Source organism: Mesorhizobium amorphae CCNWGS0123 (assembly GCF_001686985.1).
GTDB classification, from domain to species: Bacteria; Pseudomonadota; Alphaproteobacteria; order Rhizobiales; family Rhizobiaceae; genus Mesorhizobium; species Mesorhizobium amorphae.
Map to the genome: position 1 here is coordinate 409,685 of NZ_CP015318.1, position 25,262 is coordinate 434,946.

26 protein-coding genes are annotated in these 25,262 nt (G+C 64.3%); 7 read left to right on the forward strand and 19 right to left on the reverse strand.

Features of this window, described 5'->3' with window-relative positions; genetic code table 11:
• Positions 1–107 precede the first annotated feature (107 nt).
• The gene (gene glmM, locus A6B35_RS01880) at positions 108–1,460 is read right to left on the reverse strand and encodes a phosphoglucosamine mutase (protein WP_006202419.1); all 1,353 of its coding nucleotides are present in this window, start codon (positions 1,458–1,460) and stop codon (positions 108–110) included.
• A 701-nt stretch (positions 1,461–2,161) separates the two neighbouring features.
• Here glmM and A6B35_RS34150 point away from each other — a divergent pair.
• Positions 2,162–2,998 (forward strand): hypothetical protein, encoded by an 837-nt coding sequence (locus A6B35_RS34150; protein WP_425312834.1) that lies wholly within the window; start codon positions 2,162–2,164, stop codon positions 2,996–2,998.
• Positions 2,999–3,434: 436 nt separating this feature from the next.
• Here A6B35_RS34150 and ftsH read toward each other — a convergent pair whose 3' ends face one another.
• The 9 genes from ftsH to ybgC all read right to left on the reverse strand — a co-directional run bounded on the left by ftsH (position 3,435) and on the right by ybgC (position 13,391).
• Positions 3,435–5,369, reverse strand: coding sequence for an ATP-dependent zinc metalloprotease FtsH (ftsH, locus tag A6B35_RS01890; protein ID WP_006200109.1), 1,935 nt, complete (start codon positions 5,367–5,369; stop codon positions 3,435–3,437).
• Positions 5,370–5,489: 120 nt separating this feature from the next.
• A complete protein-coding gene (gene tilS, locus A6B35_RS01895) occupies positions 5,490–6,881 on the reverse strand; it encodes a tRNA lysidine(34) synthetase TilS (RefSeq protein ID WP_006200110.1) in 1,392 nt (463 codons plus the stop codon).
• A complete protein-coding gene (gene ybgF, locus A6B35_RS01900) occupies positions 6,875–7,954 on the reverse strand; it encodes a tol-pal system protein YbgF (RefSeq protein ID WP_006200111.1) in 1,080 nt (359 codons plus the stop codon). Before ybgF ends, tilS begins: the two co-directional genes overlap by 7 nt.
• Before the next feature lie 188 nt (positions 7,955–8,142).
• On the reverse strand, positions 8,143–8,649 hold the full coding sequence (gene pal, locus A6B35_RS01905; protein ID WP_040581995.1) for a peptidoglycan-associated lipoprotein Pal: 507 nt from the start codon (positions 8,647–8,649) through the stop codon (positions 8,143–8,145).
• 260 nt (positions 8,650–8,909) lie between these two features.
• Positions 8,910–10,181 carry a Tol-Pal system beta propeller repeat protein TolB gene (tolB, locus tag A6B35_RS01910; protein ID WP_244425862.1) on the reverse strand — a complete coding sequence of 424 codons (1,272 nt, stop codon included), beginning with the start codon at positions 10,179–10,181 and terminating at the stop codon, positions 8,910–8,912.
• Positions 10,182–10,260: 79 nt separating this feature from the next.
• Positions 10,261–11,418 (reverse strand): TonB family protein, encoded by a 1,158-nt coding sequence (locus A6B35_RS01915; RefSeq protein WP_006200114.1) that lies wholly within the window; start codon positions 11,416–11,418, stop codon positions 10,261–10,263.
• Between the two features lie 7 nt (positions 11,419–11,425).
• Positions 11,426–11,878, reverse strand: a complete 453-nt coding sequence (gene tolR, locus A6B35_RS01920) for a protein TolR (RefSeq protein WP_006200115.1) — start codon at positions 11,876–11,878, stop codon at positions 11,426–11,428.
• A 9-nt stretch (positions 11,879–11,887) separates the two neighbouring features.
• Positions 11,888–12,598, reverse strand: a complete 711-nt coding sequence (tolQ, locus tag A6B35_RS01925) for a protein TolQ (protein ID WP_006200116.1) — start codon at positions 12,596–12,598, stop codon at positions 11,888–11,890.
• 319 nt (positions 12,599–12,917) lie between these two features.
• Entirely contained in the window at positions 12,918–13,391 is a 474-nt protein-coding gene (gene ybgC, locus A6B35_RS01930; RefSeq protein ID WP_040581997.1) for a tol-pal system-associated acyl-CoA thioesterase, read from the reverse strand.
• A 52-nt stretch (positions 13,392–13,443) separates the two neighbouring features.
• Here ybgC and A6B35_RS01935 point away from each other — a divergent pair, with 52 nt between their 5' ends.
• On the forward strand, positions 13,444–14,694 hold the full coding sequence (locus A6B35_RS01935) for a glycoside hydrolase family 5 protein (protein ID WP_040581999.1): 1,251 nt from the start codon (positions 13,444–13,446) through the stop codon (positions 14,692–14,694).
• Positions 14,695–14,716: 22 nt separating this feature from the next.
• Here A6B35_RS01935 and A6B35_RS01940 read toward each other — a convergent pair whose 3' ends face one another.
• The 7 genes from A6B35_RS01940 to rcdA all read right to left on the reverse strand — a co-directional run bounded on the left by A6B35_RS01940 (position 14,717) and on the right by rcdA (position 19,358).
• On the reverse strand, positions 14,717–15,619 hold the full coding sequence (locus tag A6B35_RS01940; protein ID WP_006200119.1) for a metallophosphoesterase: 903 nt from the start codon (positions 15,617–15,619) through the stop codon (positions 14,717–14,719).
• Between the two features lie 144 nt (positions 15,620–15,763).
• Positions 15,764–16,801 carry a Holliday junction branch migration DNA helicase RuvB gene (gene ruvB / locus A6B35_RS01945; protein WP_006200120.1) on the reverse strand — a complete coding sequence of 346 codons (1,038 nt, stop codon included), beginning with the start codon at positions 16,799–16,801 and terminating at the stop codon, positions 15,764–15,766.
• A 43-nt stretch (positions 16,802–16,844) separates the two neighbouring features.
• The gene (gene ruvA, locus A6B35_RS01950) at positions 16,845–17,465 is read right to left on the reverse strand and encodes a Holliday junction branch migration protein RuvA (RefSeq protein ID WP_006200121.1); all 621 of its coding nucleotides are present in this window, start codon (positions 17,463–17,465) and stop codon (positions 16,845–16,847) included.
• Positions 17,466–17,475: 10 nt separating this feature from the next.
• The gene (locus A6B35_RS01955; RefSeq protein ID WP_006200122.1) at positions 17,476–17,892 is read right to left on the reverse strand and encodes a type II toxin-antitoxin system VapC family toxin; all 417 of its coding nucleotides are present in this window, start codon (positions 17,890–17,892) and stop codon (positions 17,476–17,478) included.
• Positions 17,870–18,139, reverse strand: a complete 270-nt coding sequence (locus A6B35_RS01960) for an AbrB/MazE/SpoVT family DNA-binding domain-containing protein (RefSeq protein WP_006200123.1) — start codon at positions 18,137–18,139, stop codon at positions 17,870–17,872. The genes A6B35_RS01955 and A6B35_RS01960 overlap by 23 nt, the downstream gene beginning before the upstream one ends.
• A gap of 55 nt (positions 18,140–18,194) precedes the next feature.
• Positions 18,195–18,704: a crossover junction endodeoxyribonuclease RuvC gene (gene ruvC / locus A6B35_RS01965; RefSeq protein ID WP_006200124.1), complete on the reverse strand. Its 510-nt coding sequence runs from the start codon at positions 18,702–18,704 to the stop codon at positions 18,195–18,197.
• 123 nt (positions 18,705–18,827) lie between these two features.
• Entirely contained in the window at positions 18,828–19,358 is a 531-nt protein-coding gene (gene rcdA, locus A6B35_RS01970; protein WP_040582001.1) for a protease adaptor protein RcdA, read from the reverse strand.
• A 534-nt stretch (positions 19,359–19,892) separates the two neighbouring features.
• Here rcdA and A6B35_RS01975 point away from each other — a divergent pair.
• Positions 19,893–20,444, forward strand: a complete 552-nt coding sequence (locus A6B35_RS01975) for a DUF2269 family protein (protein WP_006200126.1) — start codon at positions 19,893–19,895, stop codon at positions 20,442–20,444.
• 39 nt (positions 20,445–20,483) lie between these two features.
• Here A6B35_RS01975 and A6B35_RS01980 read toward each other — a convergent pair whose 3' ends face one another.
• Positions 20,484–21,254 (reverse strand): sulfite exporter TauE/SafE family protein, encoded by a 771-nt coding sequence (locus A6B35_RS01980; RefSeq protein WP_040582005.1) that lies wholly within the window; start codon positions 21,252–21,254, stop codon positions 20,484–20,486.
• Positions 21,255–21,451: 197 nt separating this feature from the next.
• Between A6B35_RS01980 and A6B35_RS01985 the strand changes: the two genes are divergently transcribed.
• Entirely contained in the window at positions 21,452–21,910 is a 459-nt protein-coding gene (locus tag A6B35_RS01985) for a GNAT family N-acetyltransferase (RefSeq protein WP_006200128.1), read from the forward strand.
• Position 21,911: 1 nt separating this feature from the next.
• On the opposite strand, the gene A6B35_RS01990 is transcribed toward A6B35_RS01985, so the two are convergent.
• Positions 21,912–22,364 (reverse strand): Lrp/AsnC family transcriptional regulator, encoded by a 453-nt coding sequence (locus A6B35_RS01990; RefSeq protein ID WP_006200129.1) that lies wholly within the window; start codon positions 22,362–22,364, stop codon positions 21,912–21,914.
• A 132-nt stretch (positions 22,365–22,496) separates the two neighbouring features.
• On the opposite strand from A6B35_RS01990, the gene A6B35_RS01995 reads away from it, so the two are divergent.
• The 3 genes from A6B35_RS01995 to A6B35_RS02005 all read left to right on the forward strand — a co-directional run bounded on the left by A6B35_RS01995 (position 22,497) and on the right by A6B35_RS02005 (position 25,229).
• Positions 22,497–23,402 carry a DMT family transporter gene (locus tag A6B35_RS01995; protein WP_006200130.1) on the forward strand — a complete coding sequence of 302 codons (906 nt, stop codon included), beginning with the start codon at positions 22,497–22,499 and terminating at the stop codon, positions 23,400–23,402.
• Between the two features lie 143 nt (positions 23,403–23,545).
• Positions 23,546–24,193, forward strand: a complete 648-nt coding sequence (locus A6B35_RS02000) for a thiamine phosphate synthase (RefSeq protein ID WP_006200131.1) — start codon at positions 23,546–23,548, stop codon at positions 24,191–24,193.
• Positions 24,153–25,229 (forward strand): tetratricopeptide repeat protein, encoded by a 1,077-nt coding sequence (locus A6B35_RS02005; protein ID WP_050900692.1) that lies wholly within the window; start codon positions 24,153–24,155, stop codon positions 25,227–25,229. The genes A6B35_RS02000 and A6B35_RS02005 overlap by 41 nt, the downstream gene beginning before the upstream one ends.
• The last annotated feature ends 33 nt before the right edge of the window (positions 25,230–25,262 follow it).

Consider the following 25,262-nt stretch of genomic DNA (forward strand, 5'->3'; position numbering starts at 1 on the left):
GGCAGCAGGGTGTTTCTGGCAGGCACAAAAAAGGCCCGCCTGAGAGCGAGCCTTTTCAAAATCTGGAGCAGGCTGTTTATGCACCGCCCGGTCGAAGGCGCCGGGGGTCAGGCGGCGCTGCGGGTCTCGGAAATGATCCCGACGATGTCGTTCACGACCGCCTCGACCAGTTGCGGGTCGTCGCCCTCGGCCATGACGCGGATCAGCGGCTCGGTGCCGGAAGGACGGATGACCAACCGCCCGGCCTTGCCGAGGCGGTGACGGGCATCCTCGATCGCCGCCTTGACCGGCGCCTCCTCGAGCGGCTTGCCGCCGGCGATACGCACATTCTTCAAAAGCTGCGGCACCGGCTCGAACTTCTTCGACAGTTCGCTGACCGGCCGGTTCTGCCGCTTGATGCAGGCCAGCACCTGCAGCGCCGAGACCAGGCCGTCGCCCGTGGTCGAGAAGTCGGAGAGCACGATGTGGCCCGATTGCTCGCCGCCGACATTCAACCCATGCGCGCGCATATGCTCGACGACATAGCGGTCGCCCACCTTGGTGCGGTGCAGTTGCAGTTTCATGTCGCCGAGGAAGCGTTCGAGGCCGAGATTGGACATCACCGTCGAAACGACGCCGCCGCCGGCCAGTCGTCCGCTCTGGTGCCATGACTCGGCGATCAGCGCCATGATCTGGTCGCCGTCGACGATCGTGCCGTTCTCGTCGACGATGACGACGCGGTCGGCGTCGCCGTCGAGCGCGATGCCGATATCGGCGCGCACCTCATGCACCTTCTTCTGCAGTCCGGCCGGATGGGTCGAGCCGCATTCCTTGTTGATGTTGAAGCCGTTGGGCTCGACATTGATGGCCACCACCTCGGCGCCGAGTTCCCACAGTGCCTCGGGGGCGACCTTGTAGGCGGCGCCGTTGGCGCAATCGACGACGATCCTGAGACCCGACAGCGACATCGAGCGCGGCAAGGTGCGCTTGGCGAATTCGATATAGCGGTCATGCACGCCGTCGACGCGCTTGGCGCGGCCAAGCCCGTCGGAATCGGCAAGCGCCAGTTCGATATCCTTGTCGAGCATCCCCTCGATGCGCTCCTCGATCTCGTCGGAGAGCTTGTAGCCGTCGGGGCCGAACAGCTTGATGCCGTTGTCGTAATAAGGGTTGTGCGAGGCCGAGATCATCACGCCGATATCGGCGCGCAGCGAACGCACCAGCATGGCAACCGCGGGCGTCGGAATGGGACCGAGCAGGAACACGTCCATGCCGGCGGCGCACAGGCCCGACACCATCGCGTTCTCGATCATGTAGCCGGAAAGCCTGGTGTCCTTGCCGAGCACCACGCGGTGGCGGTGGCTGCCGCGCTGGAACGACAGGCCTGCGGCCATGCCGACCCGCATGGCGATCTCCGCCGTCATCGGAAATTTGTTGGCGCGTCCGCGAATACCGTCGGTGCCGAAATACTGCCCTGCCATACCTGCCTTGGTCCCCGTCGATTTTTCAGCCGCCCGTATTGCCACAATTGGGCTGCGTCCGAACATCACATTTCGTGATTATGTATTACGATTCCTTAGAAAATCATTGTTGCGGGTAGTTCAAGCGATTCGACAGTCTACCACGATGACACTGTCTCGCCACAATAGACCAGTCGCGCCGGGCAGAACGGCGCAGATTCACCGGGCAACTCTGGCCCGGCGGCCTTGATCCGCAACGTTTTCATCACCTTGTCGGCAGAACGCAGTTTCCGGCGACGTCCGCGCCAGTTAGCATCTGGCGCAACCAGCCGTTGAGAGCTATTGATTCCGCAAAGGGACAAACTGGGCGGCAGCAACGGAGAAACGCCATGCTCATCCACAGACTTGCAACACTGACGGGCCTTGCCGTCGCAACCCTGTTCCTGGCGGCGCCGGCCAACGCGCTGACCATGGCAGAGTGTAGCACCAAGTATAACGCAGCCAAGGATGCAGGAACACTTGCCGGACAGACTTGGAATCAGTTCCGCAAGGCCGAGTGCGGCACCGACGCGGCGGCGACGACCGACGCCAAGCCGGCCAAGAAGACGACCAAGACCGACACCAAGGCCGCGGCCAGCGACGACGATGCGGCCAAGGGTCTGACCGCGAAGGAATGCAGCACCAAGTACCAGGCCGCCAAGGCCGCCGGCACGCTGAACGGCATGAAGTGGAACGACTTCCGCAAGACCGAATGCGCCGCCGGCGCCACGGCCGCAGCCGAGCCCGCCAAGGCGACGACCAAGGCAGCCGCGGCCAGTGACGACGACGCTGCCACGGGCCTGACGGCCAAGGAGTGCAGCACCAAGTACCAGGCGGCCAAGGCCGCCGGTACCCTGAACGGCATGAAGTGGAACGACTTCCGCAAGACCGAATGCGCCGCCGGCGCCACGGCCGCAGCCGAGCCCGCCAAGGCGACGACCAAGGCAGCCGCGGCCAGCGACGACGATGCCGCCAAGGGTCTGACCGCCAAGGAATGCAGCACCAAGTACCAGGCCGCCAAGGCCGCCGGCACCCTCAACGGCATGAAGTGGAACGACTTCCGCAAGACCGAATGCGCCGCCGGCGCCACGGCCGCGGCGGAGCCCGCCAAGGCGACGACCAAGGCAGCCGCCGAAGACGGCAAGGGCCTGAGCATGGCCGATTGCAGCGCCAAGTATCAGGCGGCCAAGGCAAGCAACTCGCTGGGCGGCAAGAAGTGGAACGACTTCCGCAAGAGCGAGTGCGGTGCTTCCGCCTCCGACGACGACACCGTGCCGGCCGCCGACGAGGCGACCTACACAAGCGACCCCGAGAAGCCGACGGTTGCAGCGCCCGGGGGCGTAAAGTTCCCGACGGCGATCTCGAAGAAGTTTGCCGGCGAGACGCCCGCCAAGGGTCGCATGCACACCTGCCTCGAACTTTACTATGCCAACAAGGATGCCAACACGTTGGGCGGCCTGAAGTGGATCCAGAAGGGCGGCGGCTTCTACAGCCTCTGCAACGCCAAGCTGAAGAGCTGATAGAGCAGTAATATCCCTAACGACGAAGGCCCGCGCACCTGCAAAGTGTGCGGGCCTTTTTGCTGCCAGCAGGTCGATTGGACAGACTGGTCCGCTTTCAAGGCCGGGGTAGCATTGCGAACGTTGGCGCCCGCCCCCCATCTGCCTGCCGGCATTTTCTCCCCGTAAACGGGGCGAACGACGCCTTCATCGGCGGTTTCGCCAATCGCCAACGTGGCAGGAAGCGTGCCAAGGCTACGACCAGCGTCCTTCTCCCCGTCACTATTCGGGGAGAAGTGCCCGGCAGGGCGATGAGGGGCGGCGCAGACATCTGCAATTGCCAGCTATCTTTGCAGACGACGACTTTCAGCTGCGGCAGACCGCCAATAGCCTCTTCAAAACAAAAACGCCGCGGACCAAGCCGCGGCGTTTTCGAAATCAGTCTCCTACCCGAACCTCAGCTCGACGGCTGAGGCTCCATGCCGCCTTCGGGCTCGGGGCCCTTCTTGCGGCGGCCGCCGGTGCCGGCTTTCGGCACGGCCGAGCCACGGCTCGGCGGCGTGTCGTCGCCGAGGTCGCGGGCCGGCTTGTGGCCGGCGATCAGCTGCTTGATCTCCTCGCCGGTGAGCGTCTCGTATTCGAGCAGCCCCTGCGCCAGCGCGATCCATTCTTTCTTCTTCTTGGTCAGCACGGCCTTCGCCGTCGAATAGGCGTCGTCGATCAGCCGGCGCACTTCGGCGTCGATGATCTGCGCCGTCTCTTCGGAGATGTTCTGCGTGCGCGCCACCGAATGGCCGAGGAAGACTTCTTCCTGGTTGTCGCCATAGGCGACATGGCCGAGCTTGTCGGAGAAGCCCCAGCGCGTGACCATGGCGCGCGCCAGCTTGGTCGCCTGCTCGATGTCCGAGGAGGCGCCCGAGGTGATGTTCTCCTTGCCGAACTTGAACTCCTCGGCGACGCGGCCGCCCATCATGATGGCAAGCCGCGAGACCATGTATTTGTAGCTCATCGAATAGCGGTCGCCTTCCGGCAGCTGCATGACCATGCCGAGCGCACGGCCGCGCGGGATGATGGTCGCCTTGTGCAGCGGATCGGCCGACGGCACGTTGAGCGCCAGGATGGCGTGGCCGGCCTCGTGATAGGCGGTCAGCTCCTTCTCGGCCTGCGTCATCGCCGACGAGCGGCGCTCGGCGCCCATCATGATCTTGTCCTTGGCATCCTCGAACTCGGCCATGGTGACGAGGCGCTTGTTGCGCCGCGCGGCCATCAAGGCGGACTCGTTGACGAGGTTCATCAGGTCGGCGCCGGAAAAGCCCGGCGTGCCGCGCGCGATCACCTTGAGATCGACGTTCGGCGCCAGCGGCACGTTGCGCACATGCACCTTGAGGATCTTCTCGCGGCCGACGATGTCGGGGTTCGGCACCACCACCTGGCGGTCGAAACGGCCCGGACGCAACAGCGCCGGATCGAGCACGTCGGGGCGGTTGGTCGCAGCGATCAGGATGATGCTTTCGTTGGATTCGAAACCGTCCATCTCGACCAGCAGCTGGTTCAGCGTCTGCTCGCGCTCGTCATTGCCGCCGCCGAGGCCGGCGCCGCGATGGCGGCCGACGGCGTCGATTTCGTCGATGAAGATGATGCAGGGCGCATTCTTCTTGGCCTGGTCGAACATGTCGCGGACACGGGACGCACCGACGCCGACGAACATCTCGACGAAGTCCGAACCGGAAATGGTGAAGAACGGCACGTTGGCTTCACCGGCGACCGAACGGGCGAGCAGCGTCTTGCCGGTTCCGGGAGGGCCGACCAGAAGCACGCCGCGCGGGATCTTGCCGCCGAGGCGCTGGAACTTCTGCGGATCGCGCAGGAATTCGACGATTTCTTCCAAATCTTCCTTGGCTTCGTCGACACCGGCGACGTCCTGGAAGGTGACGCGGCCATGCGCTTCGGTCAGAAGCTTGGCCTTCGACTTGCCGAAGCCCATGGCGCGGCCGGAACCCGACTGCATCTGGCGCATGAAGAATATCCAGACGCCGAGGATCAGGATCATCGGCAGCCACGAGATCAGATAGCCGAACAGCGAGTTGGAGCCGTCGGATTCAGGCCGGGCATTGATGGTGACGTTCTTGTCCTGCAGCCGTGTGACCAGCGAGGGGTCGCCGGGCGAATAAGTCTGGAAGCCGGTCGAACTGTCGGTGTAGGTGCCGGAGATGCGGGCGCCGGCGATCGTCACCGTCTTGACCCGGCCCGCCGCGACGTCCTGCAGGAACTGCGAATAAGGCACATCGCTCGAGGCGCCCCGCGTCTGCGGCGTCTGGAACAGGTTGAACAGGGCGATGAGCAGGACCGCTATGATCGCCCAGAGCGCAAGGTTGCGATAATTCGGATTCATCTAATGTCCCGTTAGCGCCCGCACGCGGACACACATGATGAGAGGAAGCTTGAGCCTAACATAGGGAGAGCGCCTCCCCTTGCCAAGCATAACAGCACGTCTGGGTTAAGCTTTCGCCCATCATCGCCCGGCACTATGGCCGCGGAAAGGCAGGGCCGGAGCCGGCGGCGCGCCGATCAGCCCGCAAACGGCTGCGGCGGGCGCCAGATCGAAGGACGGCAGGAAACCGGCAAAGGGCGCGACGACGGGAGACGTGGCGACCGTCGCCGGCACGCCGCTCTCGCCCGCAAGACCCAGGCATTCGGACCCACGCCACAGCGCCGGCTCGGCGGCTCGAGCAGCGCGCGCAAGGCTGGACGGTGTGCCGTTTTCGGCAATATCCCGTTTTGCAGCCGCGGCCTGTCCGAGCGGCGCGATCAACAATGCGCCTGAGCTGTCGCCCAATGTGATACGCCGACGGCCGTCCCAAAGGACATCGCCGCTGGCCGGTACCGCCAAGGGCAGGCCGCGCGCTTCACGGCGCAGGAAGATGCCGGCGCGCCGCGCGTCGACGATCGTCCGCGACAATGTGGCGCAAAGCGGTCCGGCCCGCAGCCGGGAAAACAGCGCCTGGCTGCGCGCCTCGTCGGGCAGGAAGGGCACGCCGCCGACCGCCGCCAGCAGGATGCGCATGGCATAGACGGCGGCCGGGGCATCGTCCGATGCCGCGAAGGCAGGGTCGAGACGGATGAGCCCGGTCGTCGGCATGGCGGCAAAATCCCGGATCAGTATGGCTGCGCGATGCCCGAGTTCTTCGCGCTCGGTAGCGACCCGCCTGGCTAGGCTGATCGCCTCGGCAAATCGCTGGCCATCGTCCTCGCCAAGCACTGCCCGGACGCGCGGCCGTTCGAAATGCACGTCGGCGTTGGTCGGATCTTCGGCCCAGCCGACATTCTCGCGCTGCAGGAATGCGCGCAATGCCGCGCGCCGCGCGCCGAGCAGCGGCCTGACGATCCAGTGCCGCCAATCGTAGAGGGTGGCCGGCGCCATGCCGGCAAGGCCGCGGCCCGCCATTTCGGCAAGTCCTCGGCCCTCATCCCGCGCGTGCCGCATCAGCACGGTTTCAGCCTGGTCGTCGGCGGTATGGCCGGTCAGGATCAGGTCGATGCCATCCTCTAGCGCGGCCTGCGCCAACAGCCGGTAGCGCGCCTGGCGCGCGGCGGCCGGCAGGCCGCTCGACGGCTTTGGTCCGGACCAGCGAAGTGTGCGATGCGCGATGCCGCGCTCGGCACAGAGGCTGGCTACAGCTCGCGCTTCCGCCGCCGAGCCCGGCCGCAAATCGTGATCGATCGTCACCGCCAGCAGCCTGGTAGCCGGCGCGGTGCGGTCGAGATGGTTTTTGAGGAGAAGGAGGAGGGCGGTCGAGTCGCTGCCGCCGGATACGGCTGCAATGGCGCCGTTGGTAAAGTCGATCCTGGAAAAATCCGAAAGGTCAGGCCCTGTAAGGTCAGGCCTGGTATCGAGCGTCAGCACGCCGCGAGCGCCCTTTCCTGCTTGATACGTTCCTTGAGTGCGCTGGAAAGGTCGGGATAGCGCTTGCCGATCTCGCCGAAGGTGGCGCAGGCCACGTCGTTCTGCTTCAGGCCGACCAGCGATACGCCGAGCTTCAAAAGCATGTCGGGAGCCTTCTTGGCCTTCGGATAGTCCTTGCTGGCGGCGAGGAAGATCTCGGCCGCGTCGCGGTATTTCTGCTGGCCGAGCAGCGACTCACCCAGCCAGTAATGCGCGTCCGCCGCCTTGGCGTCCTTGGGGAAGCGGCTGATGTGGTCGCGGAAACCCTGTTCGGCTGTGCCGTAGTCGCCCGACAGGATGAATTGGTAGGAGTTGCGATAGAGTTCGTCGGGATTGTTGGTGGACGGCAACGCCGCGACCACCGTGCCGTCGGCCTTGCCGGTCTTGGACCCGGTTGCCGGAGCCTCGGCGGCCGGAGCAGCAGTCTCCGCCGGCGCGCTCGCCTGCGTGTTGCCGCCGGCCTCGACCACATTGCCGTTCTTGTCGACGGTGATGGTGCCGAACGTCTTCGGCGGCGCGCCGGTGATCACCTTGCCGGGATCGCCGGTCTGCGATTCGACGATGACCTCGCCGACGCTCTGGCCACCCGCCGGCGGCGTGGCCGTATCGGCAGGCGGCTGCGTCGCCGGGGCCTCGGCGACGCTGTTGTCGGTATTCTCCGGCGCCGCTTCCGACTTCTTCTGTGCCGGCGGCTGCTGGGCCCCCTGCGTGCCACCTTCAAGCTGCTGGAAGCGGAACTCGTTGTCTTCCTGCTGCTTGCGCATCTGCTCCTGCATCTGCAGGATCTGGAAATTGAGTTCCTCGATCTTGCCGTTCATCTGCCGGAGCTGGTCTTCCAGACCGGTGGCGCCGGCAGGATCCTGCTGCGCCACCTGCTGCTGGTCCGGTTTTTTCTTCTGGCCGAAAATGCCCAGCGTCGGCAGGTGGAAGGAGAACCCGCTGCCTGCTGGCTGCCCGGTCTCGCTTGCCGGGGCGGCGATGCTTGAAACGAGCAGCAGCGCAAGCGTGCCGCTCAGGACCGTTCTGAAATGCATTATGTCTCTCGCCGTGAAAATCGTTGGTCTGTTGCGCCCTTCCGATCAGAGTGGGACCAAGCGCCCTCGGGTCATAGCAGGGCCTGAGACTTCGGCCAAATTTTGTTTGGCCAAGGGATATCGAAGCTGCACATGAAAAAGGCGGCCCCGAGGCCGCCTTTCGCACAGGTGTGTTGTATTTTTGCCGATCAGGAACCGGCGCCGCCCAGCGTGGTGACGGCGCGGCGATTCTGCGACCAGCAGGAGATATCGTCGCAGACCGCGACTGGACGTTCCTTGCCGTAGGAAATCGTCTTCAGCCGCTGCGCCGAGACACCCTTGGCGACCAGGAAGTCGCGGGTGGCGGCGGCGCGGCGGGCGCCAAGCGCCAGATTGTATTCGCGCGTGCCGCGCTCGTCGGCATGGCCTTCGATGACGATGGCATACTGCCTGTATTGGTTCAGCCACTGCGCCTGGCGGGCAAGCGTCGTCTGCGCGTCGGCGCGGATCGAGGACGAGTCGGTGTCGAAGAAAATGCGGTCGCCGATGTTGACGGTGAAGTCCTGCGCCGATCCGGGGGTCGCCGCGCCAGCACCGTTAAGGCCGAGATCGGCAGCGCTGTTCGGGGTCTTCTTCGAGGCGCAACCGGCAATGGCGAGCATCGCGACCAGCGCGATCATCACCGGGTTTCGAGTAAGTGCTGCGATACGGCCCATGCCGCCTCTCCTTCGCATTTCGAGTGATTTCGTTGATCACCCAGTAACCACGTTTGGGTTAACCGGCATTCAAGAAACACGGTTAAAATTTGGTTTCGGCTGCCGTCCGCAACCGTCATGGCCGAACGCCACAATGTGCGCGGACGGTAGGCGGAAATGCGGCCGAAACGCGACCAAGGCGTGAAAAAAGCCCCAGAATGGGGCTTTTCCGACGCCGTTGCCGGCTTGCAACTGGAGCAAGGTATACTTCGCGGCTCAGCCTATTCGAGCAAGGGCGACCAGGCCGGGTCCGAGGCGAAGTTCGACGTCGGAATCGACTGTTCGTTGCGGCCGGTAAGATCGACCGAAACCAGCTTCGGCCCGCCATTGGCATCGCGGAAGAACATCAGCACGCGGCCGTTCGGCGCCCAGGTCGGGCCTTCCTGCTGGAAGCCTGACGACAGGATGCGCTCGCCGGAACCGTCGGTTTTCATGACGCCGATCTGGAACTCGCCGCCGGTCTGCTTGGTGAAGGCGATGAGGTCGCCGCGCGGCGACCACACCGGGGTCGAATAGACACCGTCGCCGAACGAGATGCGGGTCTGGCCCGAGCCGTCGGCGCCCATCACATAGATCTGCGCGCGGCCGCCACGGTCGGAGGTGAAGACCACCTTGCTGCCGTCGGGCGAATAGGACGGCGAGGTGTCGATGGCGGTCGAATTGGTCAGCCTGGTGGTCGAGCGGCTTCTCAGATCCATGGCGAAGATATTGGAATTGCCGTCGTCGCGCAGCAGGCTCATGATCACCTTCTGGCCGTCAGGCGAAAAGCGCGGCGCAAACGTCATGCCGGGGAAATTGCCGACCAGTTCGCGCTGCCCGGTCTCGATCTGCAGCAGGTAGACCTTCGGCTGGCCGCTCTCATAGGACATGTATGTGATTTCCTGCCGGTTCGGCGAGAAACGCGGCGTCAGCACGATCGCCCGGCCGTCCGAGAGGTAGCGCACATTGGCGCCGTCCTGGTCCATGATCGCCAGGCGCTTCTTGCGAGCGTTCTTGGCGCCGGACTCGTCGATGAAGACGACGCGGGTGTCGAAATAGCCCTTCTCGCCGGTCAGCCTCTCATAGATGGCGTCGGCGATGATATGGGCGACGCGCCTGGTGTTGGCGTCGTTGGCGAAGAATTGCTCGCCCGACATCTGCTGGCCGGCAAAGGTGTCCCACAGCCTGTACTGGGCACGGATGCGGCCGTCGGCTTCCTTGCCGACGCTGCCGGTCACCAGCGCCTGCGCGTTGATCACCTTCCAGTCGTCGAAGCGGGGCTGGGCGTCGGGATTGGATATCTTCTCGATGAAGGCGCTCTTGTCGATCGGCGCGAACAGACCCGAACGCTTGAGGTCGGCGCTGACGATGTCGGAGATCTCCGCCCCCAGCGCGTCGCCGCCCTGGAAATCGGTGATGGCGATCGGCAGAGGCTCGACATTGCCCTTGTTGACGTTGAGCTCGACGAGCGCCCACGCCGGCAGCGGAGCCGCGGCCGTCATGCCCAGCGCCATCGCTGCAATCGTCAGGAGCGGCTTGAGGAAAGATCTCATATCTTCTCGCTTCTCTTCTTTGATTGTGTGGACGCCAGGCCTAGAGGCCAAGCATCTCCCTTGGATCGAAGGTGACCCGGATGTCGCTCCAGATGTCCTGCTTGCCGGCCGGAACCTGCAGGCCGGCCATGTCGCATTTCTGCACCGCGCGCACCGCACTTTCGTCGAATTGGCGATTGCCGCTCGACTGTTCGACAGACGGACGGCCATCGAGCTTGCCGGAGGTGTCCAGATTGAACCGGACCACGACGACGAAATTCTCGGAACCCTCGAGCCCGACCGGCAGGGTCCAGCAACCACCGAGCTGACTTTCCAGCGCTCCCTGCTCCGACTTGGAAAGCTTCGCGCCCTGATCTTTATCGCCGCCGAGCGACGATTGCTGGGTCGAGCGCTTGGCGCCGCCGCCTGACGGCTTCTGCTTGTCGAGCATGGCGGAAATCTCGTCGGCGTTGAATTGCTTGTCCTCGGACTTGGGCTTCGATGAGGCCTCCTTGACCGGCTTTTCGGCGTCCTTGCGGTCCGGCGCCTTGGCGCTTTCGGCCTGCGCCGGCTTCGGCTTCGGGCGGGCTTCCGGCGCCGGTGCGGAGTCCGGCAGTTGCGTCGTCTCGGTTGGCGGCTCCTGGGCAATGGCCTCGGCAACGGCGTCGGGCTTGACCTCCGGCTTCGGCTCGATCGCGGCGGTCTTGTCCTCCGGCGGCGCAGGCGTTGGCTCCTTGGCCGGCGTCGGCTTGGGTTCCGTCTGCTTCACCGGCTCGGGCTTGACCTCTTCCTTCGGCTGCGGCTCCGGCGCCACTTCCGTCGCCGGAATCGGCTTCGGCTTTTCCTGCGGTTTCGGCACGTCCTCGGGCTTCGGCTTCTCGACCGGCGTTGGTGCCGGCGGCGGCGCCGACGTCATGTCGACCGGCTTCGGCTTGGCCTCGGGCGTTATCGGCTTGTCGGTATCGACGCTGTTCTCGCCGATCTTCTGGGCAGCGGGAATGATGTCGGGACGCTGGGTCGGCACCGGCGCCGGCTTGTCATGCATCACCGCCTTCTTGTCGCCTTGCAGCACCTGCGCCACAGCTTCCGTCGGCACGATGTCGACCGAGACAGATTCCACATCGGCCGCCGGCAGCGCAGCCGGCGACGTCAGCGTGAATAACCCGAGGGCGAGCGCCACCGCATGCAAGATTACCGATGTGGTGAGCCCGGTCCGCATCTCTTGTCTATTGATCCTGTTCCTGCAGCGAAACCAGGCCGATATTCTTGTAGCCGGCGGCCGAGATGCGGGCCATCACCTTCATGGCGGTGCCATAGTCCGTCAGCTTGTCGCCACGGATGAAGATGCGCTCGTCATAGCCGGTCTTCGAGATCGCCTGCAGCTTGGCCACCAGTTCGTCGATCGGGATCTCGGTTTCCTGCAGATAGATCTGGCCGGAGGCATTGATGGAGACGGTGATCGGCTGTGTATCGACATTCATCGCCTTGGCCTGCGTATCCGGCAGGTCGATCGGCACGCCCACCGTCAGCAGCGGTGCCGCGACCATGAAGATGATCAAAAGCACCAGCATCACGTCGACCATCGGCGTGACGTTGATTTCCGACATCAGTGCGTGATGGCGGCCGCGCCGCCTGTGGCCGCGCCCACCGCGTCCCGACATGCCTACGGACATACCCATGTTTGTACCTCAGGCCTTCTGCGCGACTTTTTCATCGATTTGGCGCGAGAGTATGGCGGAGAACTCATCCGAGAACCCTTCCATGCGCACGGCGATCTTGTTCGCATCCGATGACAGCTTGTTGTAGGCGATGACGGCGGGAATAGCGGCGAGCAGGCCGATGGCGGTCGCCAGCAGTGCTTCGGCGATGCCGGGCGCCACCACCGCCAGGCTAGTGTTCTTGGAAGCGGCAATGGCCTGGAACGAGGTCATGATGCCGATGACGGTGCCGAACAGGCCAATGAAGGGCGCGGCCGAGCCGGTGGTGGCAAGGAAGCCGAGCCGCCCCTCCAGCCGCTCCATCTCGCGCGTCAGCGCCAGGTCCATCGCCTTGTCGATGCGGGTCTGCAGGCCGAGCGGCGATTTCGCACCCTTCTCGAAGCTCTTCTTCCATTCGCGCATGGCAGCGACGAAGATCGCGCCCATGCCGGTGGTCTTGCGGTCGGCGAGCGTGCGGTAAAGCTCTTCCAGCGACTGCCCCGACCAGAACACCTGTTCGAAGCGGTTTAGCGCGAGCCGCATGCGGGCATAGGTGACCAGCTTGTCGACGATGATCGCCCAGGTCCAGATCGAGGCGAAGAGCAGACCGATCATGACCAGCTTGACGACCCAGCTGGCCTGCATGAACAGCGCCCAAATCGACAGATGCGCGCCCGGTTCGGCGAGTGCGATGTTTTCCATGGTTACGTCCTTAAAGATTTTCCGGGCATCGCTGGCGGCTGGCCCATGGGCATCCCTTGTGGTCCGTTCGCGCGAAGCTTGAAGCTTGCGAGATCACCCCGAATGCACCGTTCTCGGCCTTTTCGGGGCAAATATTGGTCAAAGGAAGGCGTTCGGATTCCGCCAATCTTCACCAATCTCTTCATGAACCGTTATGGTTAAGGATGGGTTAGGACGTACAGCGCGGCGCATTGCCGCGCCTTCTGCCCTGGCCGGCATGTCGGTTACCTCATCAGCGGAGTGGCGGCCCTGGCGTCGCCGGCGCCAGAATCTCAAACGCCTAAACGCCTGCTTTTGGTAGGAAGGCTGCCACCCAGTCCTTGGGAAAGCGCCTCGGCCGACCGTTCTCGCCGATGATCGCCGCTTCGACCTTTGCCTCGACCAGCACCTCGTCGCCGCGTTTCAACTGCTGCGCCATGACGATGCGGGCCCCGGAAATGTCCTCGGTGCGCGTATCGATGGTCAGGATGTCGTCCATGCAGGCGGGTGAGCGGAAATCGATCTCCATGCGCCTGACCACCCAGACGATCTTTTCGCCATGCTTGCCGTCGGCCAGCTCGGTGTGGTGGACGCCGGCGAGCCTGAGATAATCGGAACGGCCGCGCTCGAAGAATTCGAGATAGCGCGCATGGTAGACGACGCCGGAGAAGTCGGTGTCGGCATAATAGACCCGCGCCATCAGCCGGTGGCCGAATTCCGTCAGCGCGCCGGAAAGCCCGGCCAGAAGCGTTGCCGATTCACCATGATCGTCCATTGCGCTTTCCTTTTCGGGTCTGAGCAGGCAGGTGTTGCGGCGCGGGAACCGGATGGCACTGTTGGGCGCGATGATCAAGACCTTGCTGGCAACACTGCTGATGCTGGCTTCCCTGGCGCTGCCTGGTCAGGCAGCGACCTTCTCCATGAGACGTGGCCTCAACCTCGACCAGTGGACGACCTGGGTCGGCGAGGACAAGTGGAACGACCCGAAAGCCATCCTGCCCTTTCCGGAATGGCGCAAATTCCTCAAGGACGCCGACCTTAAAGCGCTGAAGGACGCCGGCTTCGATTTCCTGCGCATGCCCGTCGACCCCTCGCCATTCCTCTCCGCCGAGACGGTGGCGCTGCGCGACGACCTCTACGCCAGCGTGCTGGACTCGGTGCGCATGATCAACCGTGCCGGGCTGAAGGTCATCGTCGACATGCACCTGATCCCGTCCGGCGGCAGCCGCAAGATCGGCATGGGCGAGGTGATGGACAATCCCGAGATCTTCGAAGCCTATGTCGAGATGGTGCGCAAGATGGCGCGTACGCTTGCCGCCGAGGATCCGCACCAGGTCGCCTTCGAGCCGATGAACGAGCCGGTCGTCGACTGTGACGGCGACGGCACCAGCCTGTGGCCCGACCGGCAGCTGAAGCTGTTCGCGGCGGCGCGCTCCTCGGCGACCAAGCTCACCCTGATCCTGACCGGGGCCTGCTATTCCAACGCCGCCTCGCTGGCGAAGATCGATCCGAAGATGATCGCCGACGACAACATCATCTGGACCTTCCATTCCTATGATCCGTTCCTGCTCACCCATCAAGGCGCGACCTGGGCCGGCGATTTCATCCGCTATGTCACCGGGCTGCCCTTTCCGCTGACCGCGGTGCCGCACGCTCAGCTCGATGTGGCGCTGGATACGATCCGCGCCCGGATCAGGGCCGAAGCGCCATGGACGCGACAGAACGGCATGCTTGCCTATCTCGACGAGCAGGTCGCCAGTATGGACACGGACGAAAAGGTGCTTGAGCTGATGGATGCACCGTTCAGGACGGTGGAGGGTTGGGCCAAGGCCAACGGCATCAAGCCGGAAAACATCACGCTGGGTGAGTTCGGCATGATCCGCCAGGAATACGGCAATTCCTATGTAATGCCCGGCGAATATCGCGCCGCCTATGTCAGGGACATGATCGCGCGCGCCGAAGCGCACGGCTTTTCCTGGTCAGTGTGGAGTTTCGGCGGCGCCTTCGGCATCGTCGATGCTTTCGACGGCGACAAGGCCGAGCCTGAAGTTATGGATGCGATCCGGTCGCTTCACTAGGACGGCGGGCAGGATTGAGGAATTAACCCAAATCGATCTGCAGTATCTCCGGGCGCATGCCGAAACGCACCGGCATGATGCTGAAGCCGAGCCCGCCGGATATGATCAGGTTGCGGTCCTGTTCCACGACATGGCCATAGGCGTAGCGATTGCCAAAGCGCGAAGGCACGACCGGCGAATAGCCGAACAGCCTGACCTGCCCGCCATGGGTGTGGCCGGACAGGGTCAGCGAAACCCGCGACGGCACCTTCGGAAATATGTCCGGCTCATGCGCCAGCAGGATCACGGGCGCGCTGTCGCTGACTTTGGCAAGCGTGCCGTCGAGATCGTCGAGCCCCTTGAAGCCGGTCCGGCCCCACTCTACGCCCGGCCGCAAGGCAAGCTGGTCGGCAAGTCCGGCGACCCAGAAACCGTGTCCGTCCTTTTCCAGGCGGATGGCATCGTTTTCCTGCACGGTGATGCCGACGCCCTCAAGCGCCCCGCGCGCCACCGTCGGCCCGGCTCCCGCCCTTTGCGCGGCATGATCGTGCCACCAGTCGTGATTGCCGAGGATCGACAAGACACCGAGCGGTGCCATGAGACCTGACAGAGCCGAGGCCCATTCCGATTCAGTCACCTGGTCCGTCACCAGGCGCATGCCAGCAATATAGTCGCCAAGCAGGACGATCAGGTCCGGCTGCAAGGCGTTCGCCTCGGCGGCGAGCGAGGCAATCCGCTCGGGCGTCATCCAGGGGCGGCAGGCATGGATGTCGGCCAGTGCAACGACGCGCAGTTTGAGGCCCGCCGGCCAATGCGGCGGTGTCAGCGAATAGCGCTTCACATGCGTCAGCAGCATCGGCTCGATGCCGACCGCATAGGCGCCAAGCGACAACATCGACAGGAACGAGCCGCCGATGAGGCGCAGGAAGCCACGTCTGGTGATCATCGATGAGCCCCGACCTCTTTGGGATGGCAATTCCATTGAGCAAGACTTGCCATGAAGCGGGCAATTGCGCCTTCACGCTGGCGGAGGCGAGGAGATTTTGCGCAGTAAAGCCGTTCCTCGGGGCAACCGAAGAACAAATCTCCGTTACTCTTCCTGGAACAGGCTGATCTGCTGCTGCGCTAGATCTTTCGGCGCGTCGAGGCCGAGATGCCGCCAGGCATTGGCGGTCAGCACCCGGCCGCGCGGCGTGCGCTGGATGAAGCCCTGCTGGATCAGGTAAGGCTCGATGATATCCTCGATGGCGTCGCGTGGTTCCGACAGCCCCGCCGCGATGGTCTCGATGCCGACCGGCCCGCCGCCGAAATTGCGGGCGATCATCGACAGATAGCGGCGGTCGAGCGCGTCGAGGCCCAGCGCGTCGACCTCCAGCCTGGTCAGCGCCTCATCGGCGATCCGGCGGTCGACATGCCCGTCGCCGGCGACCGATGCAAAATCGCGCACGCGGCGCAGCAGCCGGCCGGCGATACGCGGCGTGCCGCGTGCGCGCCGCGCGATCTCAAGCGCGCCGTCGTCGCCCAGTGGCATCGAGAGAATTCGGGCACCGCGGCGCACGATCTGCTCCAGCTCCTCGACCGTGTAGAAATTGAGCCGGACCGGAATGCCGAAACGGTCGCGCAGCGGATTGGTCAACAGGCCGAGCCGAGTGGTGGCGGCAACCAGCGTGAAGCGGGCAAGGTCGATCTTGACGGAACGCGCCGCCGGTCCTTCGCCGATGATCAGGTCGAGCTGGAAATCCTCCATCGCCGGATAGAGGATTTCCTCGACCGCCGGATTGAGCCGGTGGATCTCGTCGATGAACAGCACGTCGCGGTCTTCGAGATTGGTGAGCAGCGCCGCCAGATCGCCGGCCTTTGCGATGACTGGCCCGGAGGTCGAACGGAAGTTGACGCCGAGTTCGCGCGCCATGATCTGCGCCAGCGTCGTCTTGCCGAGACCCGGTGGCCCGACGAACAGCACATGGTCGAGCGCCTCGCCGCGCCCCTTGGCGGCGTCGACGAAGACCTTGAGGTTGGCCCGCACCGCCGCCTGGCCGACGAAGTCGTCAAGCGTCTGCGGCCGCAAGGTCTGCTCGGCATCCTCGCCACGCTTGTCGGGGGCAATGAGGCGGGGTGAAAGGCTCATGCTGCCTTCCTTGCACAGGGCAGAGAACGGAACAAGCGACGCCTCACCGCGCCAGTTCCTTCAGCCCAAATCGAATTAGCTTCGAGGCATCGGCGCCCTCGCCGGCCGTCTTCAGTGCCGCCGACACCGCATTGGCAGCGATATCGCGCGAATAGCCGAGATTGACCAGCGCCGAGACGGCATCGGTGATCGGCGCCGGTGCGACGCCCTCGCCGAGTTCCCGCTTAAGGCCGATCGTGCCAGTGGCCGCGCCCGCATAGGTTGGCGCCTTGGTCCGCAATTCGGTGACGATGCGCTCGGCCACCTTCTTGCCAACGCCGGGCGCACGCGAAACCATGGCGATGTCGCGCAGCGCGATGGCATTGGCGAGATCGGCCGGCGCCAGCGTCGACAGGATCGCCAGCGCCACCTTGGCGCCGACGCCCTGCACATTACCCATCAAGAGCCGGAACCACTCGCGCTCCAGCCCGGTCTGGAAGCCGTAGAGCCGGATCATGTCCTCGCGCACATAGGTTTCGATGAACAGCACCACCGCCTCGCCGGGCGCCGGCAACGCGGCAAGTGTGCGCGCCGAGCAGTAGGCGACGTAGCCGACGCCATGCACGTCGACGATGCAGCTATCCTCGTCGATCTCGTCCAGCGTGCCCTTGAGCTTGCCGATCATGCCCTGGCCCTCATGGGTGAGTCTCCGGAGAGATGATTTCGAGGTCCGGAAAGTAGCTTCGGTAGCGCACGGCATCGCGCGTCAGCAGACGATGTCCGGCAACGACCGCGTGGGCACCAATGAAGAAATCAGGCAGGGTTCGTTCGCGAAGACCGCCGGCGCGACGGTATTGGGAATGAGCGATACCGGCGAGGAAGGCCGCCTCCCATGGCAGGAGTTCGCGATCCATCTTGAGCGTTTCAACCGCTCTACGAAGTGCCGCTTCGGTAGCGAGCGGAGCGAGTTCGGACCAGACGATTGTGTTGATGACCAACGCGCCGTCGCGTCGGCATGCGGCGATCACCGATGCCGACCACTTCGTCTGGCGCCCGGCTGGCCCCCAAACATCGATCAGGACATTTGTGTCAACCAGCGTCGAGATCTTCACGGGAGCCCCTCAGCCACTCCATATACTCGTCCGTCGTCATGCCACCCAGATCCAACGTCCCGGCCAGCCGGTCGAGCGCTTGGCTGAACCGGTGAGAAGCCTCTTCTTCGGAAATATTTTTATTCACCGCCACAACCCGGGCACCATCGTCTGTGGCCACAAACTCAACCTCCGAGCCTGGGCCGATACCCAGATGGTCCCGTATCTCCTTGGGAATGGTCACTTGCCCTTTGGTCGTCACGCGCATGGTAATACCTCTAGGTAATACCTATCGCCTTACCGTGAACAAGTCAAGAACAGATTTATCCAGCTGCCGCCATCCGGTAGGCGACGCTCTGGCGGTGATGGGCGTGGCAGATGGCGATGGCCAGCGCGTCGGCGGCGTCGTCGCTGTCGAAAGTCGCCTTCGGCATCAGCACCTTGACCATCATATGGATCTGCTTCTTGTCGCCATGGCCGACGCCGATCACCGCCTTCTTGACGGCATTGGGCGCATATTCGGCTACGACTAGGCCGGCGCGCGCCGGCACCAGCATGGCGATGCCGCGCGCCTGGCCGAGCTTCAATGTCGCCGTCGCATCCTTGTTGACGAAGGTCTGCTCGACCGCGGCCTCGTGCGGCATGGCCGCGTGCAGCACCTCGGCCAGCCCGTCATGCAGCTGGCAGAGCCGCACCGCCAGCGCCGCCTTGTCGTCGGAACGCACGGTGCCGGAGCCGACGAAGCGCAGCGAATTGCCGAGGCTCTCGACGATGCCCCAGCCGGTGCGCCTGAGCCCCGGATCGATACCGATGATGCGAATCGCTTCCCCCATCCGCCAACTTTACCCTTGGCGGCAAGCGATGCCAGTGAAATGTGAACAAACCAGAAACGATGCCGCACAACAGCTCACTGGCTGCTTGAGGGTTCGCCCGGTTGAGAGAGATGCCGCGGCTTTTCAGCCGCGGGCAAAGGCCGTGTTCAGCAAGCTGATCTGGTCGGAAACCGGATTGGCGCGGCGAACCGCCGGCGGCGCATCGGTGAAGGCGTTGCCGTAGATCTCCTCGTCCATGCGTCGCACCAGCGCCTGCAGGCGCAGCGAGCGGGTGACGAGGTCGAGAAAATCCGCCGGCAATTCGGCCCAGCCGATCGCTTCGTCATGCGCGGAAGCGGTGTCGAGACGCACCTTGGACTTTTCGGACGCGACCTGGTCGCGGGTCATCTCGCCGGAATTGGCCGCCCGCTGCAGAAGCAGCCAGGAAGCGACCTGCATCAGCCTGGTGGTCAGCCGCATCGATTCGGCCGCATAAAGGGTCGCAGCCGTCCTCGACAGCTTCTTGGCCTCGGCGCGGCCCTTGCCGTCGAGATACTCGGCTGCCTGCTCGACCAGGCCCATGCCCTCCTGGTAGAGTGGCTTGAAGGACTGGGAGAAAACCCGGCGCTCCGCCAATTTGATGGTTTTCGCGCTCCCCATGGAAGGCTCGTTCATCGCTACGCCCCTGCACTGCCGCCAGCCGATTCGGCATCGTATGCCGTCACGCCCTGAACCCTAAATGACTGAGGCTTGAAAATGCGCTTCGCCGCCGGTGAAGGCAAGCACATGTTTAACGAAGGGTTAACGGCGGAGTCGGCCTGGCCAAAGCGGGTCGCGGACAAAAAAAGAGCCGCGGATAAGGCGGCTCTCAGAAGTTTAACAGGGAGGCGTCAAACAAAGTGGCTCCAACCACTCGGTAAGAATCCAGATCACTGGATGCGCATAGTAAACGCCCGTAAAGCTTAATGAACCCTTAACGACGCCGAAAAAATTCTCATCGTGCCGCAAATCTGTACCGCTTCGGGACAGGGCGGGCATCGCGGCACCCGTGGACAAACGAGCCCGATCGGGGCGGCGTGCGCATCCTCGATACAAGCCGGTCTCCGTCCCGACATCGTTCCGAAACAGCCGCCACGCTAAACGCCCGCTCGTCTGAACCGGGGCGGCCGCGCCGCCTGCAATCATCTGGAATATCCAAGGGAGAGACCCATGGACTGGTACTCGATCGTCAAATTCCTCCACATCGTCTCGGCCACCCTGTGGGTCGGCGGCGGTTTCGTACTGTTCCTGCTTGGCGTGCTTGCCGAGCGCGCCGGCAACATCGAAGACAAGCTGCAGGCGATGCGTGCCAGCGGGCAGCTGGGCGGCCGCTTTTTCGCGCCGATGTCGATGCTGACGCTCATCTTCGGGCTCATCATGTGCGGCTTCTGGATCGGCTTCTCCGACCTGTGGATCCTGATCGGCCTTGCCGGCTACGCCACCACCTTCTCGATCGGCATGTTCATCTTCAAGCCGACCGCCGAGCGGATGGCCGGCATGATCGCCAAGGACGGCGTGACGCCGGCCGCCCTTGCCGTGGGCCAGCGCATGATGAGCGTGGCGCGCTTCGACTATGCGGTGATGCTGGTGATCGTCGCCGACATGGTTCTCAAGCCGACCGCGCACGACATCGCCGTCCTCGCCGGCATGGCGCTGGTCGTGGTGGCGGGCGCAACGCTCGCCTTCGGCGGCAGCCGCCGGCTCGTGGAGAGCGCTGCCTGAAACCGGTGATGGGGCAGCCGCATGGCCGCCGCTCGCGATCTAAAACAGGCCGGAGACCCCATCCCACAGAAGTTTGACCGCGACGACGGCCACGGTCGCGTAGGTGAACGGATAAAAGACCTCCGGCCGCATGCGCCGCACCAGCCAGGCGCCGGCGATGGTCGAGAGCGGCGCCAATGGCATCAGCACCGCCGATGCGGTCAAATTGGCGGTGTCGAACTGGCCGAGCGCGAAATAGGGGATCAGCTTCAGCGCATTGGTGGCGGCGAAGAAGATCGCCGCTGTGCCGGACAGCACCTTCGGATCGAGCCGGATCGGCAAGGCATAGACCTGGAAGGGCGGGCCGCCGACATGGGCGACGAAGCTGGTGAAGCCGGCGACGGTGCCCCAGACGGCAGCCGCCACGCGGTTGGGCGCTGCCGCGTGGTCGGATCCGTGACGAAACTGCAGATAGAGCCAGCGCAGCACGAAGATCAGGGCGACCGCGCCAACGATCAGCCGCACCATCTCTTCAGTGACCAAAGCAGCCGTCAGCCAGCCGAGACCGATGCCGATCACCGCTCCCGGCATCATGTCGACCAGCATCTTGCGGTCGTAGACGCCCCACCATGTCCAGACCGAAACGATGTCCATCAGGCACAGGATCGGCAGCAGGATGGCGGCGGCCTGTACCGGCGGCATCGTCAGCGCCATCAGCGGCACGCCGACGAAGCCGACAGCCCCGCCAAAGCCGCCCTTCGAAAGGCCGACGAGAATGACCGCCGGAAGGGCGGCGGCATAGAACCACGGATCGGCGAGCAGACCTGACATCGGTGAAGGAAGGCTGGAGGGGAAGACGGTGGCCCCTGCAATAGCCCAGAAACCTTCGCGCCGCGACAGCCAATATTGGAGGCAGCCGCTGCTGGCGATCAACTGTCCGTAACTCCGCTTCACGGATTTGCGGCATCTGGCCGGCCGATGCATAAGATGGTCCGCCAGCGCTATGTCAGGGCCATAGGGTTTTGAGATTGAACGAAATCATTATCCGCCGCGCGGAAGAAGCCGACCTTCCGGCCATCGTCGCCATGCTTGCGGACGATCCGCTTGGACGCGGCCGCGAGGACACCAGTGAGCCGCTTGCCAAGGCCTATCGCGATGCCTTTGCGACCGTCGGCGCGGATCCCAACCAGTTTCTCGCCGTGATGACCGATGGCGACCGCGTCATCGGCACGCTGCAGATCACCTACCTTGCCGGACTGTCGTTACAGGGTGCGTTGCGCGGCCAGATCGAAGCCGTCCGCATCGCCGACGACCGGCGCGGGGAAAGGCTGGGGCAATGCCTGCTGGAGTGGGCAATCGAAGAATGCCGCCGGCACGGCTGCAGGATCGTCCAGTTGACAACCAACAAGAGCCGCCTCGACGCGCATCGCTTCTATGACCGGTTTGGCTTCAAGGCCAGCCATATCGGCTACAAGCTCGAATTGTAGCTCAGCTTCGGGCGGGGGTATCGAGCGGCGGCGGGCGGCGCCTGATCGGCTGCGCCTTGATGATGGCCGTGCTCGTCTCCGCCTTGTCGGCGATGCGGTCGAGCAGGTGGTCCAATTCGCCGATCGAACGCACGAACAGCCGCGCGACAAAGCAGTCGTCGCCGGTCACCTTGTCGCATTCGCCGAACTCGGGAATCTCCTCGATCATCTTCTGCACGATATGCAGCTTGCCCGGCAGCGGCCGGATGCGCACGATCGCCTGCAGCGAAAAGCCCAGCGCCTGTGGATCGATCTCGATGGTGAAGGCCCGGATGACGCCGCGCTCCTCGAGCCGCCGCAGCCGCTCCGAGACGCTCGGCGACGACAGCCCTATCTGCTGCGCCAAGTCCTTCAGCGAGGTCCGTGAATCCCTCACCAGGATCTCGAGAAGTTTTTTGTCCTGCTCGTCCAGCATTTTTACTTCCTGAGATAAAAAGCCGACGTCGCCTAATTAAATTAGGTAACTTATCTACATGTCCCTTCCTATCTCATGGAACGAGCCGGCACAACATGGGATTGTCAAGCATCGATGATCCGGGAGAAAACTATGGACAACACGGTGCGCGGCACGATCGAAATGACGGCCGCAATGGCGATCCTCGGCACGATCGGCTGGTTCGTCGTCATGTCGGGCCAGCCGATCATGGACGTGGTGTTCTGGCGTTGCGCCTTTGGCGCCGTGACGCTGTTGGTCATTTGCGCGGCACTTGGCTTGCTGCGCGGCAGGCTGACGCTTCGCATCGTGGCGATCGCCGCCCTCGGCGGCGCGGCCATCGTCATCAACTGGCTCTTGCTGTTCAGCGCCTTTTCGCGCGCCTCGATCTCGATCGCAACCGCTGTCTACAACACCCAGCCCTTCATGCTGGTCGGCTTCGGCGCGCTGTTCTTCGGCGAGCGGCTGACCCTGACCAAGCTGACCTGGCTTGGCATTGCCTTCGCCGGCATGCTGCTGATCGCGCAGGCCACGCCCGACGCCGGCGATGTCGGCACCGACTATTTTACCGGCATCGCGATGGCGCTGGGGGCGGCCTTCTTCTGGGCCGTCGCCGCCATCGTCACCAAGAAGCTCAACGGCACGCCGCCGCACCTGATAGCGCTGATCCAGGTCTGCGTCGGCGTTGTTATGCTGGCGCCCTTTGCCAATCTTTCCGACCTTCCCACCGACGCTTGGAGCTGGACCATGCTGGCGACGCTCGGCATCGTCCACACCGGCCTGATGTACATGTTGATGTATGGCGCCATCCAGAAGCTGCCGACGCATCTGCAGGGATCGCTGTCCTTCATCTATCCCGTCGTGGCGATCCTGGTTGATGTCGTCGCCTTCGGCCATCGGCTGCATCCCGCCCAGATCATCGGCGCCGCTGCCATCCTGATCGCCGCCGCCGGCATGAATCTCGGCTGGTCGCTGTGGCGATCGAAGCCGCCGGTCGAAAGCCCTCAAGCCGTCAAATGAGCCTCCGGTCGGCCCTCCGCCAACGCTCGTAGACCAAGGCCACCGCAATGATCCCCGCCCGCCTGTTCAAGGCGGGCGCTTTGCTCTATGCCGCAATGCAACCATCTTCGCCCCGCATAGGCGAAAACCGGGATCGAAAGCCAATGAACGACGCCACACCGCCCAACCGCTGCCGCATCGTGCTGATCGCGCCGAAAGACGCGCCGGCCGAGCGCATTGCGGCGGCCTTCGAAGGCGGCGACGTCGCCTCGCTGATCCTGCCCGAAAACGGCATGGACGAGGCCTCCTTCCAGGCCTTCGCCGAACAGATCGTACCAGCCGCACAGGCCGCCGGCATCGCCGTCGTCATCGCCGGCGACAGCCGCATCGCGGGCCGCGTGCAGGCCGACGGCATCCATGTCGAGGTCTCCAAGGGCGAGCTCGCCGAGACCATCGAACATTTTCAGGGGAAAATGATGGTCGGCGCCGGCGGCGCCAAGACCCGCGACGATGCGCTGGAACTCGGTGAAGCCAGGCCCGACTACATCTTCTTCGGCCGCTTCGGCTACGACAACAAGCCGGAGCCGCATCCGCGCAATCTGTCGCTCGGGCAATGGTGGGCGGATATGATCCAGATTCCCTGCATCGTCATGGCCGGCTCCGAGATCGCTTCCGTCGAAACCGTGGCCGCCACGGGTGCCGAGTTCGTGGCGCTGTCCAGCGCCGTTTTTGCCGACGGCATCGACCCGAAGACGGCGGTCGCCACCGCCAATGCGATGCTCGACGAAACCGCGCCGCGTTTCGAGGACTGACGTGCGCTGGCCGCGGTTTCCTCACCTGGCTCTGCTCGTGGCCGTTGCGGCCCAGCCCGCCTCTGCCGCGCAGACCGTTCCGCTGCCGCAGCCCAAGCCGGATGCAGGCGCGCATGCCGACAAGCCGATCGAGACACCGCTGCCACAGCCCGCCACCACGGCACCGCTGCCGTCGGTCGACACCATCAATCCCGATCGTTTCGGTGCCAAGCCGGCGGATCCGGCCTATGGCGCCTTTCAGCGCGGGCTTTACAAGACCGCCTACAATCTCGCTTTGGTGCGTGCGCAAAACGGCGATCCGGCTGCCGAGACGCTGGTGGCCGAGATCCTGTCGCGCGGGCTTGGCGTGCCGTTGAACGCGGCGGAAGCCGCGAAATGGTACGCGCTTGCCGCCGAGCAGGGCGTGCCGGAATCGCAGTTCCAGTACGCGCTGATGCTGCTCGACGGCCGCTACGTCAAGAAAGACGAGAAGGGGGCTTATGCGCTGATGCAGGCCGCCGCCGAGGCCGGCAACCGGCTGGCGCAGTTCAATTTTGCGCAATTGCTCGTCCAGCAGGACCCCGGCGATGTCGGCATGGCCAAGGCCGCGTCCTACTACGAACGCGCCGCAGCCACCGGGCTCGCAGACGCGCAGTATGCGATGGCGCAGATTTATGCCAATGGCATCGGCGGCAAGCCGCGCGACGATGCCCAGGCGCGCACCCTTTTGGCGCAGGCCGCCAGGCAGAATTACGACACGGCGCAGATCGACCTCGCCACCTGGATGATCGAAGGGCGCGGCGGCAATCGCGATCTCAAATCCGGCTTCGGCTGGATGAAGCAGGCCGCCGAGGGCGGCAACGTCGCGGCCCAGAATCGCCTCGCCAAGCTTTATATGGAAGGCATCGGCACCGACCCCGATTTGATCCTTGCCGGCGCCTGGTACGTCGTCGCCCGCCGCGCCGGGCTGATCGATCCGCAGATGGACGATTTCCTGCAAGGCCTCACCGACGACCAGACGAGGCAGGCGCTGCAGAAGGCCAACCGCCTGCCTTGACGTTACCGTGGGTCAGGTAGGAACGCCGGCGCC

Excerpts from the sequence above, each read along its gene's own strand:
- ruvA (WP_006200121.1), bottom strand. The coding sequence starts at position 17,465 with ATGATCGGCAAGCTCAAGGGCACGCTGGACGAGATCGACGAGGATAGC.
- A6B35_RS01940 (WP_006200119.1), bottom strand. The coding sequence starts at position 15,619 with ATGATCACCAGACGTGGCTTCCTGCGCCTCATCGGCGGCTCGTTCCTG.
- glmM (WP_006202419.1), bottom strand. The coding sequence starts at position 1,460 with ATGGCAGGGCAGTATTTCGGCACCGACGGTATTCGCGGACGCGCCAAC.
- ftsH (WP_006200109.1), bottom strand. The coding sequence starts at position 5,369 with ATGAATCCGAATTATCGCAACCTTGCGCTCTGGGCGATCATAGCGGTC.
- A6B35_RS02000 (WP_006200131.1), top strand. The coding sequence starts at position 23,546 with ATGAACGACGCCACACCGCCCAACCGCTGCCGCATCGTGCTGATCGCG.
- A6B35_RS34150 (WP_425312834.1), top strand. The coding sequence starts at position 2,162 with ATGAAGTGGAACGACTTCCGCAAGACCGAATGCGCCGCCGGCGCCACG.
- ruvB (WP_006200120.1), bottom strand. The coding sequence starts at position 16,801 with ATGAGCCTTTCACCCCGCCTCATTGCCCCCGACAAGCGTGGCGAGGAT.
- tolQ (WP_006200116.1), bottom strand. The coding sequence starts at position 12,598 with ATGGAAAACATCGCACTCGCCGAACCGGGCGCGCATCTGTCGATTTGG.
- A6B35_RS01935 (WP_040581999.1), top strand. The coding sequence starts at position 13,444 with ATGGCACTGTTGGGCGCGATGATCAAGACCTTGCTGGCAACACTGCTG.
- A6B35_RS02005 (WP_050900692.1), top strand. The coding sequence starts at position 24,153 with ATGCGATGCTCGACGAAACCGCGCCGCGTTTCGAGGACTGACGTGCGC.
- A6B35_RS01915 (WP_006200114.1), bottom strand. The coding sequence starts at position 11,418 with ATGCGGACCGGGCTCACCACATCGGTAATCTTGCATGCGGTGGCGCTC.
- ybgC (WP_040581997.1), bottom strand. The coding sequence starts at position 13,391 with ATGGACGATCATGGTGAATCGGCAACGCTTCTGGCCGGGCTTTCCGGC.
- pal (WP_040581995.1), bottom strand. The coding sequence starts at position 8,649 with ATGGGCCGTATCGCAGCACTTACTCGAAACCCGGTGATGATCGCGCTG.
- A6B35_RS01960 (WP_006200123.1), bottom strand. The coding sequence starts at position 18,139 with ATGCGCGTGACGACCAAAGGGCAAGTGACCATTCCCAAGGAGATACGG.
- tolR (WP_006200115.1), bottom strand. The coding sequence starts at position 11,878 with ATGGGTATGTCCGTAGGCATGTCGGGACGCGGTGGGCGCGGCCACAGG.
- ruvC (WP_006200124.1), bottom strand. The coding sequence starts at position 18,704 with ATGGGGGAAGCGATTCGCATCATCGGTATCGATCCGGGGCTCAGGCGC.
- ybgF (WP_006200111.1), bottom strand. The coding sequence starts at position 7,954 with ATGCATTTCAGAACGGTCCTGAGCGGCACGCTTGCGCTGCTGCTCGTT.
- tolB (WP_244425862.1), bottom strand. The coding sequence starts at position 10,181 with ATGGCGCTGGGCATGACGGCCGCGGCTCCGCTGCCGGCGTGGGCGCTC.
- A6B35_RS01995 (WP_006200130.1), top strand. The coding sequence starts at position 22,497 with ATGGACAACACGGTGCGCGGCACGATCGAAATGACGGCCGCAATGGCG.
- A6B35_RS01990 (WP_006200129.1), bottom strand. The coding sequence starts at position 22,364 with ATGCTGGACGAGCAGGACAAAAAACTTCTCGAGATCCTGGTGAGGGAT.
- A6B35_RS01980 (WP_040582005.1), bottom strand. The coding sequence starts at position 21,254 with ATGTCAGGTCTGCTCGCCGATCCGTGGTTCTATGCCGCCGCCCTTCCG.
- rcdA (WP_040582001.1), bottom strand. The coding sequence starts at position 19,358 with ATGAACGAGCCTTCCATGGGGAGCGCGAAAACCATCAAATTGGCGGAG.
- A6B35_RS01975 (WP_006200126.1), top strand. The coding sequence starts at position 19,893 with ATGGACTGGTACTCGATCGTCAAATTCCTCCACATCGTCTCGGCCACC.